This is a genomic window from Spirulina subsalsa FACHB-351, from assembly GCF_026130165.1.
Classification (GTDB): Bacteria; Cyanobacteriota; Cyanobacteriia; order Cyanobacteriales; family Spirulinaceae; genus Spirulina_A; species Spirulina_A subsalsa_A.
Genome location: NZ_JAIHOM010000100.1, coordinates 1 through 18920, shown reverse-complemented (window position 1 = coordinate 18920; position 18920 = coordinate 1). Strand labels below are relative to the sequence as shown.

Below are 18920 nucleotides of genomic sequence, written 5' to 3'. Positions count from 1 at the left end.
ACCTCACCCATACCCCACCCCAAAAACCCTCCCCCACCGACCATCCCCCCCACCTCATCGGCCACCCCACCACCCGCCAAACCATCAACTTCGCCCAACTCGAAACCGACCTCATTCATCACCTTTACCCCACCTCCCAACTCCTAACCGCAGATCACGTTACCCCCGCCGCCTTCCGCCAAACCCTGCAAACCCCCGCCCCCTTTCTCCACTTCACCGGACACGGCGAACATGACCCCACCGACCCCATGAAATCCGCCCTACTTCTCAGCCATGACAAACCCTTCACCCTAGAGGAACTATGGGACATAGAAGCCCTCAACCTCCCCCTAATCTGTCTGGGAGCTTGCGAAACGGGTATCACCAACACAGAAGACTTCATCAACGAGTTTGTCGGGTTTCCCGCCATTTTCCGCGACCAAGGCAGTCAATTTGTCCTCAGCACCCTCTGGACGGTGGACGAAGATGCAAGCATGATCTTCGTAGTGGAATTCTTCCGCCACTACCAGACCCACCAGAACCCAGTCGAAGCCCTCCACCACGCTCAAACCCGTCTGCAACACTTAACATGGCAAGACCTCGCCCAGTGGTATCGTGAGGCAATCCAGCCCGGTTTAAGTTTCAATGCTGAGATGTGGTGCGATAGTATAGCGGCGAATATTGAGGACAAACCGGAACAACACCCACCGGATTATAAACCCTATGCTACGCCCTATCATTGGGCGAGTTTTGTCCTTCATGGTGACGTGATGTGAGCTTGTTAACGCTCAGAAACCCGGTTTCTTTACTCACCCAACCTACAGGGATTTAGTTGGTAGGTTGGGTGGAACGAAGTGTAACCCAACATTTATGGGGGTGTTGGGTTGCGCTGGCGCTTCACCCAACCTACGGGGATTTAGTTGGTAGGTTAGGTGGAACGTAACCCAACATTCGTGGGGGTGTTGGGTTGCGCTGGCGCTTCACCCAACCTACAGGGATTTAGTTGGTAGGTTAGGTGGAACGTAACCCAACATTCGTGGGGGTGTTGGGTTGCGCTGGCGCTTCACCCAACCTACAGACCGCGAAACAATTATCAATTATCAATTCTTTTGCCCGGTGTGGTTCTTAACTGTTTTAAGGCATCATAGAGATAGCCCCCCACCCTTCATTGCCTGATGACCATGAACACCCTCATGACAGCCTTTCTCGCCACCTTGGTCACTAGCCCCGAGGAGGAAACAATTCCCTCCCTAGATGCCACTCTCTGGAAAGATAACCCCGATGCGTTTTTTCGGGCTGCCCAGCAAGCTATACCTAACCCCTCATTCTGGGACCGCTACAAGACCTTTCATCGTCAACTGGTGGCGGGCTACACGATTCAGCGACGGAACAAGATCATGCGTTCCAGAGTATCCCCAGAGAGTTCTGACACCGCAGCAAATAGCGAAGAAACCAATGTGGCTTTATCCGCAGAAGAAATTATCGGCAGTCCAACACCTGATCAGAAGGCTCGTGAATCCTTGGCTGCATCAGGGTTAGATCCCCTCAGTTGGGCGGCGGGAGTGACCGGATGGCAGCCTTGATTTATCCCCATTTATTCTGTTTTAGTTATCACCGTTACCCCGTTAACCAAGCTCAAGGCCATCCCACTTGGGGGAAATGGCAAAAAGACCACGAGGCTTTGCAGGTTTCCGGTCAGTCGGATTATTACCAAGACAAGGATTGGGAGGCGATTTATGGGGAGCGCGATTTAGGGGATACCATGGGTCTACTGCTCTATGGGGCAGTGCGGGAGGAGGAAAAACCCCAACCTCTGGAGGTTTTGGAGAAGCTGAAAGGACACCTCGCGGGGATTGAGGGGTCTATCGGTCAATCTTGGCTAGTGATCACGCGCTGGCGGCAACAAATCCGGGAGGAGACGGAAGAACAGGTCTTCCAGGAAATTCTCAAGCTGTGGAATGTTGAGGGAGAGAGACTGGAAACGGGGCGCTTGGTGGGGAATTCTTTCTGTTCTACGGTTTTACCTTCAGGAGAACATTTGCTCGTTATTTTGGCTCCAGATCGGGAAACGATGTTGGGGTTTAGTGATTTTTATTATGAATTGCAACGGCTTTTCTATTATGAACATAAGGTGCGCTGGAGCTATGAACAAAGCCGTAAGATTAAGGCCCTGTTGAGTCAAGAAGCGTTTTTTCCTTTGACCAGTGAGGTGATTCCCCCCAGTCAGATTGACTTGACGACTTCCCAAGCGGTGCGGGGCAATTTTCAGGAGTTGCGCCGCCTGTTGTATGACAATATGCAGAAACTGGATCGTCACACGCGGGGGATTGAGGGGTTGTCGCTTCAATTGCAAACCCTGAAGACGAATCTCAAGGCTTATCAGCGTCGTTTTGAGCGGTTGCAGCGTTTAACGGCTGATGCTCGCTATATTCAACCGAGTGACTTGAAGTTGTGGGCGGATTTTGGGGACAGTCAGGGGATGATTTATCAGGAGCAAATTCAGCAGGATATTGAGAGTTTGAGTCCGGGGCTGCGGGTGCGGGAGCAACATATTAAGACGTTGCAGGTGATTGTGGATGCGGCACGGGGGGAGCGGGATTCTCGTGTTGAAAACCTCATTGGGGCGGCTGGTGTGGGGATTGGGGTGTCTTCGGCGGCGGCTGGTGCTTGGTCTGGGCAAACGTCACGCCCCCTCTATACGTTTGGGCTAAGTTTAGGGTTAGGATTGGCCTTGGGTTTAGTGAGTTATTTGGTCTTGTGTTGGGTAAGGGGGAATCCTAGGGAATAGGGGGGCAGGGGAGCAGGGGAGAGGATTCCCGACTCCCGATGCTCTTGACTTCTAACTTGAGGTCTTAACTTGTCAAGATGGGGTAATAGGGAATAGGGAACAGGGAGTCAGGAATCGGGAGTCGGAAACAATTGTCAATTGTCAATTATCAATTCCCTATTACTTCTCCCCTGCTCCCTGTTCCCTAGCCCCACGAGTAGAGTTATTCAACAAGCCCTAATTACTGAAATAACTGCTGGACGACGGCTAAATTGGCGGTGTCGCGAATAATTAAAAACACGCCTAAGCCTAATAACAAGACAAATCCGGTTTGCATGATGCCGTCCTGAATCCGGGCGGGTAAGGGTTTGCCTAAGAGTCCTTCAATTAATAAAAAGGCGAGTTGTCCGCCATCTAATGCAGGTAAGGGCAAAATATTAATAATGGCTAGGTTGATGCTAATGAGTGCGCCAAATTGGAATAAACTCCCGGCATCAGAACTGGCTAAGTTTGCGCCAATTTCGACAATTTTAACGGGACTGGCAACTTGACCTGCTGTTTCGCCAAAGTTGCTCACTAACTGCATAAACCCGCCTAAAATTAAGTTGGTGAGACGTTGGAATTCATTGCCGCCAACGGTAAAGGCTTCTCCTATACTGTTGGGGTGACGGTGGGTGATTTGGCCGTTGGGGGATAGGACAACGCCGATTTTGCCTTTGCCATCGTCTGACCGCTGGGGGGTGACGGTTAAGGCTAAGGTTTCGTCTCCCCGTTGAATGGTTAAGTTGAGGGGTTGTTCTGGGGAGGTTTGAATCCGATTCATTAACAAGCGGACGGCTTCCTGAGAGGCGTTGAGGGTCTCGTTTTCGACTTTCAGGATAATATCTCCGGCTTCCATGCCTGCGGTTTGGGCGGCGGTGACTTCTGTGGTCAGGACTTCGGGGACGACGACTCCGGGTTTGTAGTCAAAGTCGGGTAGACCAAAGGTGGCGACTTGTGTGACTAGGAGGAAGTAGGCAAAGATTAAGTTAGCAATGACTCCGGCGCTGATGACGATGGCCCGGTCTAAGATGGGACGGTTGCGGAGGAGGTTGGGGTCGTCGGGGGGGATGTCGCTGTCGGGGTCGTCGTCGGGGAAGCCGACAAACCCGCCTAGGGGGATGGCGCAGACGGTGTATTCTGTAACTTTGCCCCGATATTTGAGTAGGATCGGACCAAAACCAATGGAAAAACGGTTAACGTGAATATTTTGTAAACGGGCTGAGGCGAAGTGACCCAACTCGTGGACGATGATTAAAACAACGAGGACTGCGATCGCGGCCAGAACGGACATAGTTTAAAAAATAAGTTTACTTTACATTACTCAAAACTCCAGTCTAACAGGAATCTCCCTTGAGGGTGGGCTTAGAGTAAGCAAAGATGGTCTGCTGAGGGGCTAGTTGGGGGTTTTTTGCTCCAATTGGGGCAATTTAAGCAGATACCGATAACCTAATTCTGGGGTACCTTGTACGGTAATACTGCCCCCATGTAGTTCAATTAAACTACAACAGAGTAATAAACCTAAGCCCTCCCGAGAGGCTAAATCAATTTCTTGGGGCTGATCTTCGGGGGTTATGGTGCCTTTGAGTAGGGGAACACTATGATGGGTTAACAATGAGGCGCTGGTTAGCTCTTGACTGGCTGTGCATCCTTCGGTGTTTTGCTCTTCTAAGTGTTCAGGGTTTAACCAAGGATTGGATGTCCAGAGGGCTATCTGGAGATGGGGAGAGGAGAGGGTTTTCCCGGTGTGACGGGAAACATGAACATCAATTTGGCTGCCGGGTTGGGCGGCACTGAGTAAACTAAAAATTAGGTAATAAATCCCCTGTTTGACTTTCTCTTTGTCGAGTAACCAAATGCGATTCCCCGGTTCTACGGTTAGGTGGATTTGTTGCTGTTGTAGTTCTATGAAGGATTGCAGATTAGAGATGGCCTGTTGACAGATCATCTCGATATCGACGGCACTTAACTGAAGTTGACGGTTTTTCTGGTCTAATACTTCGAGTCCCAGAATTTCCTCGACTAGGGCTAATAGGTTTTGACCACTGCGGTAGATAATCTCGATATACTCCCGTTGTTTGGGGGTCAAACTGCCATAAACGCCCTGTTCTAACACCCTCGCCATGCCCATAATGGAGGTCAAGGGATTGCGTAATTCTTCGGTTAAGGTGGCCAATAATTTGACTTTGAGGGTGTCTACGGTGTTTAAGGCTAAACTGGGGGCTTCGGGTTTCTTCCCTTCCTCGATGACTAAAACATCAGAACTATAATTAGGGCTAGTCCAGCCTGCACTGCCTTGGGTCGGTTCTGTGAGGCTATCCCTAGCTTGAGGGGGACTAAGGGGGAGCAGTTGGCTACGTTCGTACTCGCTGATGCACCAACGGGCGGTTAAGTTTAAAAATTCAATCTCTTGGGGGGAAAATGATCTGGGGTGGAGATCCATGACGGTTAAGGTGCCAATACATTCGCGTTCTTGGGTGATTAATGGCACTCCTACATAGGCATGGATACCGTAGTGTTGAAATAGGATACTGCGGGAAAATAGGGCGTCCTGGGCGACATTTTCAATAACTAGAGGCTGTTGGGTGTCGATGATATATTGACAAAAGGACTCAATCAATGGTAGGCGGCGGGAGTTGGCTAGGTCACTCATTAAACCCACATGGGACAAGCCTACTGTGGATTTTAACCACAGTTGATCTTCCACCAATAAATTTAGGGTGCTGATGGGTGTTGCGAGGAAACGGGCAACGGTTTGGGTTGCTTCATCAAACACGGGAACAAGGTCGCTGGTCAATAGTCCCAATTGACTTAAGCGTTCAAGGCGTTGTTGTTCTCGGGTATTGGACGTTAGACCATCTAAACGGCAAAAAAGCCGATTATTTACGCTCACTGCACTACTCCCGCATCTCAAATTAGCTGTTAGCATCACGGCTGATTAGAACTCAAAACATTCCCGATGTTATTCTTAGTTTTCCCGGTTAATGGCGGAAAATCACTCCAATTCGGGAATCAACTGGTCCAAGCGGGATGTCTGAGAATGGCCTCGAAGGTGCGAACGCCCCGTAGTTGATTGGAGAGGGGTAAATGACCTTTGGGGGCGCTGAGATCCCAGATAAATTCGTTGGGGTAGCGGGTCCAGTTGTTCTCTTTGCGCCAGCCAATTTTATCCCAAAGTTTGGAGAAGTCTTTACCTTGGGCTAACCATAAGTCTCGTTGGACGGAGTAACCAAATTTACCTTCTGAGTAGGTTAACCAAAGGGTGTTGACGGTGTGAAAGTCGGTGACGGGGATTTTATCGACTTCTGAGAAGTATAACCATTTCCGGTTTTGGGCGGCTTCTCCGGCGGCTTCACAGAGTTTTTGCAGGCTGAGGCGATCGCCTTCTAAAAATTCTTGGGCGATGAGATGTTGTGCTAAAGGCTGATAGTCTACTTGGCAATCGGACTTAAGGGGGACTAAACCACTGGGGAGATAGTTGCGCAAAAAGTTTTCGGTGGCGGGGGTTTGGGCGGCATAGAGGGCTTGATGAATCTTGCCGAGGAGGGGGCTGGGGGTGATTTGGGGTTGTTCTCGCCAATAGTCCATTAAGCAGGCCAGTCCAGAATCTCCGGCTTGGCCTAATTGGGCGATCGCGCTGTACTGTTGTTGGGTCTTCCCAGTGGTCAGTTGCTGCCGCAATGTCTCGATATCGGGTTTTTCCTGGGATGGAGTGTTTTGGAGTGTCATCTAGGTTGTTCGGTGTTCTCAATCTTCCTTCTTTCCAGAATACGCTGATTGATGACCCGCTTCAATTGAGAATTGATAATTGAGAATTGATAATTAATTATGGATTCACGCCCTCAACCGGTATTACGCATTCCGGCCGCAATGCCGTTAATGGTGAGTAAGGCACCCCGTAACAACTCTTCCTTGCTGTAACGATAGTGAATCACTCCCGTGGGGCCTTGACGGTTGTATTCCCGCAGGCGCTTGAGCAAGGAGGTTTGTAAGAAGCCCAAGGGAACAATATTCCCATTGCGCAACTGTACCGACCGTTGGAGTTCTAGATCCCCATCTAACAATTGTTGATGATCGGCAATGGTTAGAATAATTCGTTTCGCCCGTTGATATTCCTCGGAAATTTGCTCGAATAAACGGTTAAACCGCTCTAAATCTTCCGGTGCTGAGAGTTGACTGACGTAGTGATGCGCCATTTGTAAATCGACTTTGGCGAGGGTCATTTCTGCTTTAGAAATCACCATCTTAAAGAAGGGCCATTTCAAGTAAAAATAGCGCAGTAATTTGAGGTTTTCTTCCGGCTCTTCATCGAGGAAACTTTGCAGCGCCGACCCCACTCCATACCAAGCTGGCAATAAGAAACGGCTTTGAGTCCAGCTAAATACCCAAGGAATCGCCCGTAAACTACTGAGGTCTTTTTTGCCGGACTTCCGACGGGCTGGACGAGAACTAATCTGTAACATACTGATTTCTTGAATGGGGGTGACAGACATAAAGAAATCAATAAAGTCGGGTTGTTCGTAAATCAATGCCCGGTAACAATTCCGCGATCGCGCTGCAAATTCCTCCATAATTTGATTCCAGGGTTCGATATCATCAAACCCACTGCCCAACAAACTGGCTTGAATCACTGCCGTAGAAGCGGTTTCTAGGTGATAAAGAGCTAAGTCCGGCAAGGAGTATTTAGAAGCCAACACTTCTCCCTGTTCGGTAATCTTAATCCGCCCCTCAATGGTGGCGTTGGGTTGGGCTAAAATAGCTTCGTAGGCTGGCCCCCCGCCCCGACCAACGGAACCGCCCCGACCGTGGAAGATGCGCAGGGCAAACCCGTATTCATTGGCCAGTTTTTGTAGGGCTTTTTGGGCTTTGTGAATCTCCCAGTTACTGCTGAGGAAACCGGAGTCTTTGTTACTGTCGGAGTAGCCTAACATCACTTCCTGTAACGGTTGGGAGTGAGGCCGAGGGGAGTAGGGATGATCCGTGGGGGAATTTTCAAAGGTTTTGAGGGCTTCATATCCCCCCACTAGGGCAGCGCGGTAGAGGTCTAGTTCAAAGAGCGATCGCATAATCCCCGGCGCTCGTTGTAAATCATCCACCGTCTCGAATAACGGCACGATTTTAAGGCTACTCTTCCCGGTTGCGGGATCATATAATCCGGCTTCCTGAGCCAGTAACAACACCTCCAACACATCACTGGCATCATTGCTCATGCTAATGACATAGGTTTGGCAAATTTGCGGCCCGAACTCTTTTTGTAAACGACGTACCACCCGGAAGGTTTCTAAGGTTTCTTGGGTGCGCTGAGAAAAGGGCATTTCTGGGGGGGTGAGGGGGCGACGAGTTAACAATTCTGCCGCCAACCATTCCCGACGTTCGACCTCGGTTAACTCCTCATAGGGTTTGGGTAAAATCTGCAAATACTCAGCAATCTCGTTAATGGCTTCGGCGTGACGGGGAGACTCTTGGCGAATATCCAAGTGAGCGAGATAGAAACCGTAAATTTCCACCTGGGCAATTAAGCGGTCTAAATCCCGACAACGTAGCCCAGTTTCCTGCATATTGCGCTGAATCAGGCGCAATTCGGCCAGAAAATCCTCCCCAGAATGGTAAACCAGGCGGGGATTAATTTCCTCTAGGGCTTGCATTTGGTAAAAATCAGCGTTAGCCAGACTACGATTGCGATCGCGAGTATTTTCCAACCGCTTCTGAATATAGGCCAATTTCAAGCGGTAGGGTTCTTGACGATAACGAATCGCTAACTCCTCATACACATCCCCCAAATGAGCGCGATCCTGTTCTAAAGAATCCAACAATTCCGGTAATACATTGCTCCAGTGCAATGACAAGCTCAAAATATTGCTTAACTCCTCAACAGACTGCAAATATTTCCCTAGCACTAAATCCCTTTGATAACAAGCCGTAGACCAAGTAACTTGGGGAGTCACTGAAGGGTTGCCATCCCGATCTGACCCCACCCAAGAACCAAAATAACAGAACTTGTTTTGCGGGGGGCGTAAGTGGGGAAATGTACTTTTCAGGGCTTGTTGCAACCGTTCCGAGAGTTCCGGTATGGTTTCAAATAGCACTTCTTGGAAGTAGTGCAGGGTGTAATCCACCTCATCTAATACCGTGGGTTTAAACTGATGCAGTTCATCAGTTCGCCACCAGAGGCGAATTTCCTCATAAAGTTGTTCGATGGCCGTCTCAGCTTCCCAAGAATTATCAAACCCCACCCCACGAAAAGCGTCCTCTGCCCGATCCAGTTGCCGCAAAATCGTAGAAACTCGGCGCTGTTTGCGTCGGATGGTATGCCGGACAATTTCCGTCGGGTGTGCCGTAAAGACTAAACGAATGTCTAAATTATCCAGCAGACGCTGGATCTTTTGGGGGGGCATATTCTGGCGGTACAGATAGGAGAATAGCCACTGGAATGTACTGGCTTTTTGGGAAGTGGGATCAGTATCTTGCCAACTCCGTTCGAGTTGTTGCCAACCGACAGGACTCGAATTTTCCCCAGAATCTCCGGCTGTCCCATTATAAGTAGGGGTTTTGGCATCTTTGACCTTTTGTTGTAGCGCTTTATAGGTCGCACTGCGGGAGAGTTGCTGTTCCCGTTGTTCGTAGTGTTGTTCAAGGATGTTAATTAATTGGAAATACAGCGCAAAGGCCCGGGCAGCGCGAATCGCTTCGTTGAGGTCAAGATGTTCAACCAATTTCAGGACAGCCGATTGATCTAAATTCGTGGTTTGTCCTTCGGGGGAACACATGGTACGCAGTTGACGCAACAGATTGACTAATTCCGTTCCACACTCCGACTCTAACACCGACTCCCATAAATCCTCGATCAGTTTGAGGCGATGACGCAAAAGCAGCATTGAGGAGGAGGGGACGGTTAATGCTGGGTCGGACGATTGGAGAAGCGAACTCATAATGGTGTTCTAGTCTTATAACATCAATCTAATTTATGATTTTACGGTCTTGTGGTACATCTGGGTCGATTTTGAAGGTGATCCTTTAAGGTTTGCAGACAATTTGGAAGGATTAGGGAATTGAAAATTGATAATTCATAACTAATCACTGGTTACTGAGGCTCGGGGAAAGGGAGAACAGGAAGGCGATCGCCCCGAAACACTTCCTCACCCACTTCTCCCACATCCTGCAAGCGTTGCAGCACTTCACCCATTACAATGACTCCCAGCAAAAGGGAAACCACCCCAGCACTCATTAACAGTTCCGAGGCCATCCGAACATCCTGTTGTTTCATGGTTTCTTGCCTTAAAAAATAAAGATTCTCTTCAGATTTAACAAAATCACAACCATATCAAGCATTTAAGTCATTTTAACCCCAGGATTTTACCTGTCCTACCTCATCGTTTAATCATTTCCCAGATGTTAATACCCCACTTTGCCATTTTCTGGTAAAGTGGGGAGATGAAAAATCGAATCGCCTTCGTTTTTCTTGTCAAATTAAGGGTTTTGAGCGTTAGCGGCTGCCTAGAGATGTAACCATAGATGGAACTATCGGTGCTGCCACTGCGCTTTTTGTTTGGGTATTTTGAGTTTGGGTATTTTGAGTTTGGGTGTTCTGAGTTTCAGAGCTTTGGACTTGAGAACTTGATCCTTGAGATACCCTTGCTGGAGTCGTGGAATTATTTTGTGGTGCTATCAAGCGTAAACTGGGAAAAAGAAAATGATTCTCTTCCACATATTGCGCCCCGAATAGCCCTTTTTCCGCCCAGAAATAACGATCTGTGGTATGCTCGTTTCGCTTAACAACTAATAACGCTGGGGGGGTTATCCCTTCTGAAGCGATATACTTGCGTGCGGCTGTTACGGGTTTATCTTCACCACTTTCTAGGTTATACTGAGGGACTAACTCCAGAATCTTGCGTCCTTCTTGGCGACGACGACTTTTGCGCTTACGTTTTCTTGCCAATCTGCTTACCTCCTATTCTGGTTAACCTGTTTTGGTTTAACACCTGTTTTGGTTTAACACCTGTTTTGGTTTAACACCTGTTTGGGCTTAACACCTGTTTTGGTTTAAGACCCTTTTCGGCTAACATATTATGTAATAATAGTTACAAAAGCCGTGCCTAGTATATCTGCTTTGGGCAAAAAAATCAAGGGTTTCAGGGAAAAAGTTTGAGGTGTGTTGAGTCTACTTAAGTATGATACCTCATTAATTTGGAGTTGATCCCACATGGTGGCAGATTCTTAGGAAAAGTTGACAGTCTCATAATCTATTAATCTATTCAGAGGTGCGGCCAGTCTCAAATCCGGTGTTTTTGGTATTCTTGGCCGGGTGAAATTCAATCTCCCCTAGTAATATGTCCCTTTCTGGCAGTCGTGAATTTGTTAACCTATGTCAAGCTCAACTGGCACTTTTAGCCCAGAGCTTTGATTTAGTGTCCTGTGCGGTGTATTTAACGGAACAGTGGGTGGAAGGGATTAACCCTAAATTAGTTCCAGTGGTGGTGTATCCCGAGGGAGCTACAGCTAAACCTGTTCCAAACCCATCTAGAACGCCCCAGAAGACCCAGCCCCAGACTCCCTTATCCCATCCCCTTTTACCGCCTGCGGGGGTCTTCCTGAGCGAGCTAGCCCATCCTGGGCCTCCCCAATCAACGGCCTTAACTAAGTCGTCTATAGCTTCCCCCCTGAGCGAAGAACAACAGATTGTTCTGCCGTTACTTCACAACAACGAGGTGTTAGGGGTATTAGTGACGCGACGGGAGGAGGAGGGATGGAGCGAAACGGAATTATCCCAACTGGAGAAAGTCGCGCAAACCTTGGCGATTGCTTGTTTTTTAGATCGTCAGTCCCGAGGAGTTCATGAGCAGCTAGACCAGCGTTTGCGCTCTATGGGGGAACAGACGGATCGTTTGGATGATCTCCTCCATCAGATTCGCAATCCCATGACGGCCTTGCGCACGTTCAGTAAATTACTGCTTAAACGCTTTTTACCAGAGGATCGCAACTATAAGATTGCAGAGAGTATTGTGCGAGAAAGCGATCGCCTGCAAGATTTACTACAAGGTCTTGAACAGTATGCCGAGGATTTAGAAACCCAACTCACCCCCACACCAAAACTCCTCCCGGCCGAGTCTTCTCGTCCCCTCTCCCTGCTCCCGGGGGCTAGGTTAGAACTAGCTCCAGTGGAGATATTGGACATTTTAGAACCCCTCCTACTCTCGGCCAGTGCGATCGCCCAAGAAAAAAACCTTCAATGGTTTACCCACCTCCCCCCCCATCTTCCCCCCATTCTCGCCAATGGCAAAGCCCTACGGGAAGTATTCAGTAACCTGCTCGATAATGCCCTGAAATACACCTTAACCGGGGGGGTAGCCCTAGAAGCAGGCTTAACGGAAATTACCCCCCAAGGCACTTATCAAGGAGTAGCCCTTCATGATACAGGATTAGGCATTCCCCCAGCCGATCAAGGACAGATTTTCCAACGGCACTATCGGGGAGTTCAAGCTCAGGGAAGCATCCCAGGCACCGGGTTAGGTTTGGCCATCGTGAAAGAATTGCTCGACCAAATGCAGGGTAAAATTGAGATCATGAGTCCTCGTCAGCCCAACCCAAACCTCGGATTGCTCCCCCCCTCTCCCACTCAACCCGGAACCAGTGTGATTCTTTGGTTGCCCCTGTTTAATTCTGCCCCCTTTCAGCATGACTGATTCTCAGATTGCCCTCCTGTTGATTGACCCTGACCCTATTTTTCGCCTAGGGTTAGCCACAGCCTTAGCCTCAGAAGCCGATTTAGAGGTTAGGGGACAACTTGACCCAGCCCAAGGATTAGACGCGCTCCGTGACCTCCTAGCCCCCAATCCTGACGCTTCAGAACAGGTCTGGGTCATTGTCTTCGACTTAAGCTTAGAAGGGGGTAGGGAGGTCAGTGATGGGTTAAACCTCCTCAGCCAACAGCAACAGGCCGCCACCTTATTTTTATCCAGCTATCAGGATTCCCAACTGCTCCAAACCCTCCAACAACAGGGGATTAGCGGATATTTGCCCAAAGGGAGTGCGATCGCCGAAATCACCAACACCATCCGCCAACTCGCCACCGGAGCCCCCCACTGGCCCAACCTTCCCCCAGAACCTCCCGCCCTCAGCAGCCCCCAAACCCCCCAAACCCCCCCCCGTTGGTTATATAATCTCCGTTCCTCAGGTCTAAAGCAAATCGAGAACGCCCTCAACCAAGTCAGTCAACAACTCAACCGCGAAAATCTCCCCTCCCTGGATTGGTTATTCTGGCAAGGACGACAACGGGAACTCAAAACCGCTCGCTGGTTAGTGAATCAACTGCTCCCCGTAGAGGTGGTTATTCAGCCCTCCCTCCCCCCCGATTCTCCTCAACCCCCTGATCCTTACCCCATCCCCCTCAACGAAGCCCCCGGCGCCCTCACCCCAGCCCCCAGTTTATTAGACCAATTCTTACAAAAACTCGCCTTTGGCCTACAAAATTCTACAGCGATTTGCTTAGAACTAGAAATATTGAGACGAGAAAAACAACAAGAACTCCTCTATCGCGTCGTCAAGCAATTAGAGGCAATTCTCGAAGATTTAGAACTCCTAAAAGTTACCCCAGACGAGTTAGCAAACCAACAGAGTTTAATCTTGCGAGAACTATGGCAAAAATCCGCCCTAGCCTTCTTAAGTCCCTACATCAGTGAGTGGAACAATCGCCCCTTATTTGATTGTATTGTTCAGAATACACCCCCCATTGAGGAAAACTGTTTAAGTCAAATTCCCCTCAGTTTAGATTTACTCAACTACTTATTATTTGAAAGTCCGTTATTCATTGAAAACGTCCCCTATCGTCCCGAATCTCCCGAAGCCAAAACCCGCGCCAGTCAATTATTAGATCATTTAATCTTACAAGTCGCTAACGGAGTGATCCAGTTTGTTCTGAATCAATTTGCTGAACTTGAAAACTTAAAATATACCCTCTACGAACGACAATTTCTCTCCTCCCGTGAAATTGCCCGCTTTCGGAATAACTTATCATGGCGTTACCGTCAAGATAGGTATTTAGAAAACCCGAAAGCCATTTTTGAGAGTCAATATCGGTTATATACCTTAGACAGAGGACAGTTAAGAATTACCCCCATTTATGCCCCCCGTTTACAGGAATTAGAACAGTTAGAAGGAATTCCTTGGTTAGTGACAATTGTCCTAGAAGGACGGGATGCCCTGGCCCCTCGCGTCCGTGCCGTCGTTTCCTTCCTCGGAAGTGGTGTCGTTTATGTATTAACCCAAGTGATTGGTAAAGGAATTGGTTTAATTGGTCGAGGGATGATTCAAGGGTTAGGGAATGTGGTACAAGAAACCCGGTATCGACGGGAAAGAATGCGAGAATAGCTTATCCTTATCTAGGGCTTGCTCAATAACTCGGGGGAGCGGGGGAACAGGGGAGCGGGGGAGCAGGGGAGCGGGGGAGCGGGGGAGCAGGGGAGTCGGGAATAATTATCAATTATCAATTATCAATTCCCCATTCCGTCGTAACGCAAAAAATCAATCTGAGGAATGAGAGGATCTCGCACCAAACCCACACCCTGAAACCCCCAACGGTCAAGCAAGCCCCGCACTTGAGGTTTCCCCAGACACTCCACAGCAAACTGGTTTGCCACATCCTGCCCGTGAGTATTCAAATAACTTAACGCCTCGTAATGCTCGTGAAATAACAGTAAATACCCCGTCCGATCTATTTCGCCATGAGGACGAGCCACCAAATACTGCCCATTTTGTAAAGAGCGAATCAGATAATGAGTCTCAGATAACATGATCAAAAACAGCGCATTTCCAGAGAAAACAACATCCCCCAAACCCTTATCAATCCGAGACTCTCAGGACGTGAAGCCCGGCAATTCTCGAACGTCTGAGGGCGGTTAATACTACTCTAAGCTTAAAAAATGACATAAATCTATAATCTTAGTAACATTTCGTTAAGTTTCTTCGTCAAGATTTACCGTATTCTAGATCAAAGAGAGAGGGATAAAACCTACAAACTTTGTAGCCGATACAAAAGGATTGTTGCAATGATTAAAAAGATTTTATTAGCAGATTCTGGCACAGGAAATTCTAAAGAAATGTTGCAGTCCTTACTGGACTTGCCGAGTCTTCAGGGTGTCAATGTCACTGTTTTAACCATTGTTCCCCCCCAGGCCTCAGAGGATGCCATGAGCAGCAAAATGGCAGAAGCGGATGAGGTACTCGCCAAAGCCGTGGAAACCCTGAATTTAAATCCCGAGCAAATCACCACCCTGAAGCGTCAAGGAGAACCCAAGGACACGGTACTAAAAGTAGCTGAAGAAGTAGAAGCTGACTTAATTATTATGGGTTCTCGGGGCTTAAAACGTCTTGTGGCTATTTTAGAAAACTCTGTCAGTCAATATGTTTTTCAACTAGCCAAACGTCCCATGTTATTAGTGCGCGATGACCTCTATGTGCGCAAATTAAAGCGGGTTATGGTCGCCCTAGATAAATCAGAAACCTCCCAAAGTAGTTTAGATTTAGCCACCTTTTTATTAAATGGCTCTACAGGAGTTGAACTCATTTTGGCACGGGTAAACCCAGATTTAGACCCTAAATTATTACCCCTTTCTAGAGCAGAAACAGAAAATAACCCCATTGTTGCTGCCGCGATCGCGAAAGTCAAACGCTTTGGCATTCCCTACAGTGCTGTTGTGTTGGCAGGAAAACCCGGTGAGCAACTTTGTAAATTAGTGGACGAAAAAAATGTAGATTTATTCTTATTAGGATCTCCTGATCGTCGTCCTTCTGTGGCTAAAGCCTTACCCGATTTAGATCGATTGTTAGGAACTTCTCTTTCCGATTATGTGCGGGTGAATGCCAATTGTCCGGTTCTATTAACTCGAAAAAATGAAAGTTAACCCCCGGGTTTTCTTTGACCATTAGAAACCCAGTTTCTGAACAGATAGAACAATCCTCAATCAGTTGTGCTAGGGGTAGTTGATGAATTACCCCTAGGATGTGGGTTAAATTCCCCAAAAAAAATAATCAAAAAAATAAGCAGTTATCCTCAAAAATCGATAAAAGCCTAAAGATTATCGAGGATGCACTGCTTTCATTGAGAGGCTAATTCGCTTCAACTTCTGATCTACTTCTAACACCTTTACCCGGACTACCTGCCCAACCTTAACAAGAGTTTTAGGATCACTGACAAAATGATTAGCCAGTTGGGAGATATGGACTAAACCATCTTGATGGACACCAATATCTACAAACGCGCCAAAATTCACCACATTGGTGATCACCCCTTCTAATTCCATCCCCGTTTCAAGATCGCTAATTTCCTGAATTCCCTCTCTAAAGGTGGCGTATTGAAACTGATCTCGGGGATCTCGTCCCGGTTTTTCTAGCTCCTTGATGATATCTTGCAAGGTTGGGAGTCCAATTTCCGGGGTAACATAGCGCTGGAGATCCAGACGGTGCAGTTGGGAGACTCCTTGACTGATGTTCTTTAGAGGCAACTGGAGATCCTTGGCCATCTGCTCCACAATCCCATAGCTTTCTGGGTGAACGGCTGTATTATCGAGGGGGTTTTCTCCGTTGCGAATGCGCAAAAACCCCGCGCACAATTCAAAGGCCTTGGGACCGAGTTTAGATACTTTCAGGAGTTGCCGACGGTTCTGAAATGCGCCGTTTTGATTGCGGTGGGTAATGATATTTTGAGCAATACTGGGGGTTAAACCCGAAACAAAGGTTAGAAGTTCTTTTGAGGCGGTGTTGAGGTCAACCCCCACATAGTTTACACAGCTTTCGATGGTTTCCTCTAGCTTCTGTTTCAGCAATTTCTGGTCTACATCGTGTTGATATTGTCCCACGCCGATGGATTTGGGGTCGATTTTCACTAACTCGGCCAGAGGGTCTTGTAAACGACGACCGATGCTAATGGCACCGCGCACGATAATATCGAGATGGGGAAATTCCTCAATCGCTACAGGACTGGCGGAATAGACTGAAGCGCCGGACTCATTCACCATCACCTTAATGGGTTTTTGGGGTAAGGTTGCTAAGACTTCTCCTACAAAAGCATCGGTTTCTCGGGAGGCGGTTCCGTTCCCAATGGCAATCAATTCAATCTCATACTGGGTAATCAGTCGTTGTAGGGTTTTAGCGGCTCCTTGACGCTTCTGCTCCCCTGTATGGGGGAATATAGCCTGATACTCGACAAACTGCCCGGTTTGGTCTAATACGGCGACTTTACAGCCTGTGCGAAACCCGGGGTCAATGCCGAGGGTGGGTTTCATCCCGGCCGGGGGGGCGAGCAGAAGATGGCGTAAATTGGCTTCAAAGGTTTTAATGGATTCTCGGTCAGCAAAACTTTTGTACTGCCCCCGAATTTCTGTGAGGAGGGAAGTCCGCATGAGACGTTTAAAGGCATCTTTTAACATCCCCTGATAGAATTGCCGGAGTTCGGGGTGGCGGGTGTGGATTTCTTGTTCTTCGAGGTAGCTCTGGACAAAGGCCTCATCGTAGTCTATGTCAAGGCTTAAGATGCCTTCGCTTTCTCCCCGGAGCAGGGCGAGAATGTTATGGGGGGCGGTTTTGGTTAAGGGACTGCGATAGTCCCGATACATTTCAAATTTGGTGGTTCCGGGGGGATAGTCTTTTTTGATTTTGGCGACGAATACCCCTTTTTGGCTGAGATAGTCGCGCAAATAGGCCCGATGGTCTGCTTTTTCGGCTACTCCTTCGGCTAGGATATCGGCGGCTCCCTGTAGGGCATCTTCTGGTTGTTCAATGCCTTGTTCTGGGTTGAGATAATCTTGGGCGGCTGATAATAATTTTACGGGGGGGGATTGGGGGGTGTTTTGGCTTTGTAGCCATTGAGCGAGGGGGGCGAGGCCTTTTTCTCGGGCAAGGGTGGCCCTGGTGCGGCGTTTGGGTTTATAGGGTAAGTAGAGGTCTTCGAGTTCGTTTTTTTGGCTACAGGTGAGGATTTTGGCCTGAAGTTCTGGGGTGAGTTGGTCTTGAGATGCGATCGCCTCTAAAATCGTCTGTTTCCGCTTCTCCAATTCCGTCAAGTAATCGAAGCGCTCCCCTAACTCCCGCAATTGGATTTCATCGAGGCCCCCCGTCCGTTCCTTACGATAACGAGCAATAAAAGGGATAGTCGCCCCCTCTTGTAGCAAATCTAATGCCGATTCCACTTGAGACACCCCTAGGGATAATTCCTCGGCGATTCTCGTTTCCAGACGTTGTGTGAATCTATCGGTTGAATTAAAACTCATTTTCTCTCCTACTCTTGCCTCAAGCCCATTGTCTATCCTATTTGAACAAAATAGCGACACCCGACCCCACCTCGCGCCCTCGCAGGTGGGGTGAGCTTCATCAGTCCTTTCGTCCCATTCACAGTTTTTTCACAAACTCCTTGTACAGTGAAGCCAAGATTATAACTTCTGACCAATCATCCTCAAGCTCACCTTGTAACTCCTGATCCTTTAATCTACCCCACTTCTTTCACTATGCCTGTCATGAGCATTTATCCCGCTCAAGAAGTGACTGCTCCTGGTTTGTCCTGTCAAATCAACCCCTCTGGTCATTTTTCTTGCCATTCCTCCCACATTACACAAGTTCTGTTAATCACAACGGACCCGGATCAACTTCTAATCCATCAAATGGCCTTAGAAATGACCACATCTTGGACGGTTTTAACGGCTAACAGTCCCTCAGAGGCTTTGGAACTTGCCCGGAGTGCTAAACCAGATGTTATTCTCTGGGATTTTGAACTGATGCCCTCCTCCCTTGATCTCCTGACATCTCTAAGGGCAAATGCTGAGACAACCCTAATCCCTATTATCATCCTGCTGGAACGAGTCCGCTTATTTGATCAACATTATTTTGCTTCCCTTGGAGTGGCTGGGATTATTGGCAAACCCTTCGATGTAGCGAACTTGAATCAGTGTATTGAGAATTTCCTGTGAAGTCATCCCCCTTTTTCTGAAACTCGGGAATTTTTCTTAGGTTTTCACATCAATTCCTTGACACTCCCATCGCTAAAAGCGAGGGATTCTTGGTTCAACGAGTTTCCTTAACTTGGCAGGACGTATCCAACCAAGCCAGAGGGAATCTCTCCCCAAGCGTGAGTTCCGGTATGCCCTACCGT

General features: G+C 48.3%; 14 protein-coding genes and 1 pseudogene. 7 read left to right on the top strand and 8 right to left on the bottom strand.

Annotated elements, in window-relative coordinates; translation table 11 throughout:
* From K4A83_RS17125 to K4A83_RS17115, 3 genes are all read left to right on the top strand, one after another.
* Positions 1-755, top strand: a 755-nt coding sequence (locus K4A83_RS17125; RefSeq protein ID WP_265265865.1) for a CHAT domain-containing protein, incomplete at its 5' end; no start/stop codon positions are given.
* A 399-nt stretch (positions 756-1154) separates the two neighbouring features.
* The gene (locus tag K4A83_RS17120; protein ID WP_265265864.1) at positions 1155-1562 is read left to right on the top strand and encodes a hypothetical protein; all 408 of its coding nucleotides are present in this window, start codon (positions 1155-1157) and stop codon (positions 1560-1562) included.
* Positions 1550-2767, top strand: coding sequence for a hypothetical protein (locus tag K4A83_RS17115; RefSeq protein ID WP_265265863.1), 1218 nt, complete (start codon positions 1550-1552; stop codon positions 2765-2767). The genes K4A83_RS17120 and K4A83_RS17115 overlap by 13 nt, the downstream gene beginning before the upstream one ends.
* A gap of 220 nt (positions 2768-2987) precedes the next feature.
* Here K4A83_RS17115 and rseP read toward each other — a convergent pair whose 3' ends face one another.
* The 6 genes and pseudogenes from rseP to K4A83_RS23475 all read right to left on the bottom strand — a co-directional run.
* A complete protein-coding gene (gene rseP, locus K4A83_RS17110; RefSeq protein ID WP_265265862.1) occupies positions 2988-4079 on the bottom strand; it encodes an RIP metalloprotease RseP in 1092 nt (363 codons plus the stop codon).
* A gap of 102 nt (positions 4080-4181) precedes the next feature.
* Entirely contained in the window at positions 4182-5678 is a 1497-nt protein-coding gene (locus K4A83_RS17105) for a GAF domain-containing sensor histidine kinase (RefSeq protein WP_265265861.1), read from the bottom strand.
* A gap of 119 nt (positions 5679-5797) precedes the next feature.
* The gene (locus K4A83_RS17100) at positions 5798-6514 is read right to left on the bottom strand and encodes a GUN4 domain-containing protein (RefSeq protein WP_265265860.1); all 717 of its coding nucleotides are present in this window, start codon (positions 6512-6514) and stop codon (positions 5798-5800) included.
* A 113-nt stretch (positions 6515-6627) separates the two neighbouring features.
* Positions 6628-9714, bottom strand: a complete 3087-nt coding sequence (gene ppc, locus K4A83_RS17095; protein WP_265265859.1) for a phosphoenolpyruvate carboxylase — start codon at positions 9712-9714, stop codon at positions 6628-6630.
* 152 nt (positions 9715-9866) lie between these two features.
* The gene (locus K4A83_RS17090) at positions 9867-10049 is read right to left on the bottom strand and encodes a hypothetical protein (RefSeq protein ID WP_265265858.1); all 183 of its coding nucleotides are present in this window, start codon (positions 10047-10049) and stop codon (positions 9867-9869) included.
* Between the two features lie 390 nt (positions 10050-10439).
* A pseudogene (locus K4A83_RS23475) lies at positions 10440-10721 on the bottom strand (DUF3155 domain-containing protein); the annotation flags it as partial.
* Positions 10722-11112: 391 nt separating this feature from the next.
* Between K4A83_RS23475 and K4A83_RS17080 the strand changes: the two are divergent.
* Positions 11113-12465 carry a GAF domain-containing sensor histidine kinase gene (locus tag K4A83_RS17080; RefSeq protein WP_265265856.1) on the top strand — a complete coding sequence of 451 codons (1353 nt, stop codon included), beginning with the start codon at positions 11113-11115 and terminating at the stop codon, positions 12463-12465.
* The gene (locus K4A83_RS17075; protein WP_265265855.1) at positions 12458-14149 is read left to right on the top strand and encodes a DUF3685 domain-containing protein; all 1692 of its coding nucleotides are present in this window, start codon (positions 12458-12460) and stop codon (positions 14147-14149) included. Before K4A83_RS17080 ends, K4A83_RS17075 begins: the two co-directional genes overlap by 8 nt.
* 122 nt (positions 14150-14271) lie before the next feature.
* Here the strand turns inward: K4A83_RS17075 and K4A83_RS17070 are convergent, their stop codons facing one another.
* Positions 14272-14571, bottom strand: a complete 300-nt coding sequence (locus K4A83_RS17070) for a hypothetical protein (RefSeq protein ID WP_265265854.1) — start codon at positions 14569-14571, stop codon at positions 14272-14274.
* Between the two features lie 255 nt (positions 14572-14826).
* On the opposite strand from K4A83_RS17070, the gene K4A83_RS17065 reads away from it, so the two are divergent.
* Complete coding sequence (locus K4A83_RS17065; protein WP_265265853.1) at positions 14827-15681, top strand: universal stress protein; 855 nt, start codon at positions 14827-14829, stop codon at positions 15679-15681.
* A 174-nt stretch (positions 15682-15855) separates the two neighbouring features.
* Here K4A83_RS17065 and K4A83_RS17060 read toward each other — a convergent pair whose 3' ends face one another.
* Positions 15856-18045, bottom strand: coding sequence for a Tex family protein (locus tag K4A83_RS17060; RefSeq protein WP_265265852.1), 2190 nt, complete (start codon positions 18043-18045; stop codon positions 15856-15858).
* 243 nt (positions 18046-18288) lie between these two features.
* Here K4A83_RS17060 and K4A83_RS17055 point away from each other — a divergent pair, with 243 nt between their 5' ends.
* The gene (locus K4A83_RS17055; RefSeq protein ID WP_265265851.1) at positions 18289-18738 is read left to right on the top strand and encodes a response regulator; all 450 of its coding nucleotides are present in this window, start codon (positions 18289-18291) and stop codon (positions 18736-18738) included.
* Positions 18739-18920 lie beyond the last annotated feature (182 nt).

What these genes read in the sequence shown, in the direction of transcription:
- K4A83_RS17120 (WP_265265864.1), top strand. Translation starts at nt 1,155, where the DNA reads ATGACCATGAACACCCTCATGACAGCCTTTCTCGCCACCTTGGTCACT.
- K4A83_RS17115 (WP_265265863.1), top strand. Translation starts at nt 1,550, where the DNA reads ATGGCAGCCTTGATTTATCCCCATTTATTCTGTTTTAGTTATCACCGT.
- rseP (WP_265265862.1), bottom strand. Translation starts at nt 4,079, where the DNA reads ATGTCCGTTCTGGCCGCGATCGCAGTCCTCGTTGTTTTAATCATCGTC.
- K4A83_RS17100 (WP_265265860.1), bottom strand. Translation starts at nt 6,514, where the DNA reads ATGACACTCCAAAACACTCCATCCCAGGAAAAACCCGATATCGAGACA.
- ppc (WP_265265859.1), bottom strand. Translation starts at nt 9,714, where the DNA reads ATGAGTTCGCTTCTCCAATCGTCCGACCCAGCATTAACCGTCCCCTCC.
- K4A83_RS17090 (WP_265265858.1), bottom strand. Translation starts at nt 10,049, where the DNA reads ATGAAACAACAGGATGTTCGGATGGCCTCGGAACTGTTAATGAGTGCT.
- K4A83_RS17080 (WP_265265856.1), top strand. Translation starts at nt 11,113, where the DNA reads ATGTCCCTTTCTGGCAGTCGTGAATTTGTTAACCTATGTCAAGCTCAA.
- K4A83_RS17075 (WP_265265855.1), top strand. Translation starts at nt 12,458, where the DNA reads ATGACTGATTCTCAGATTGCCCTCCTGTTGATTGACCCTGACCCTATT.
- K4A83_RS17070 (WP_265265854.1), bottom strand. Translation starts at nt 14,571, where the DNA reads ATGTTATCTGAGACTCATTATCTGATTCGCTCTTTACAAAATGGGCAG.
- K4A83_RS17065 (WP_265265853.1), top strand. Translation starts at nt 14,827, where the DNA reads ATGATTAAAAAGATTTTATTAGCAGATTCTGGCACAGGAAATTCTAAA.
- K4A83_RS17060 (WP_265265852.1), bottom strand. Translation starts at nt 18,045, where the DNA reads ATGAGTTTTAATTCAACCGATAGATTCACACAACGTCTGGAAACGAGA.
- K4A83_RS17055 (WP_265265851.1), top strand. Translation starts at nt 18,289, where the DNA reads ATGAGCATTTATCCCGCTCAAGAAGTGACTGCTCCTGGTTTGTCCTGT.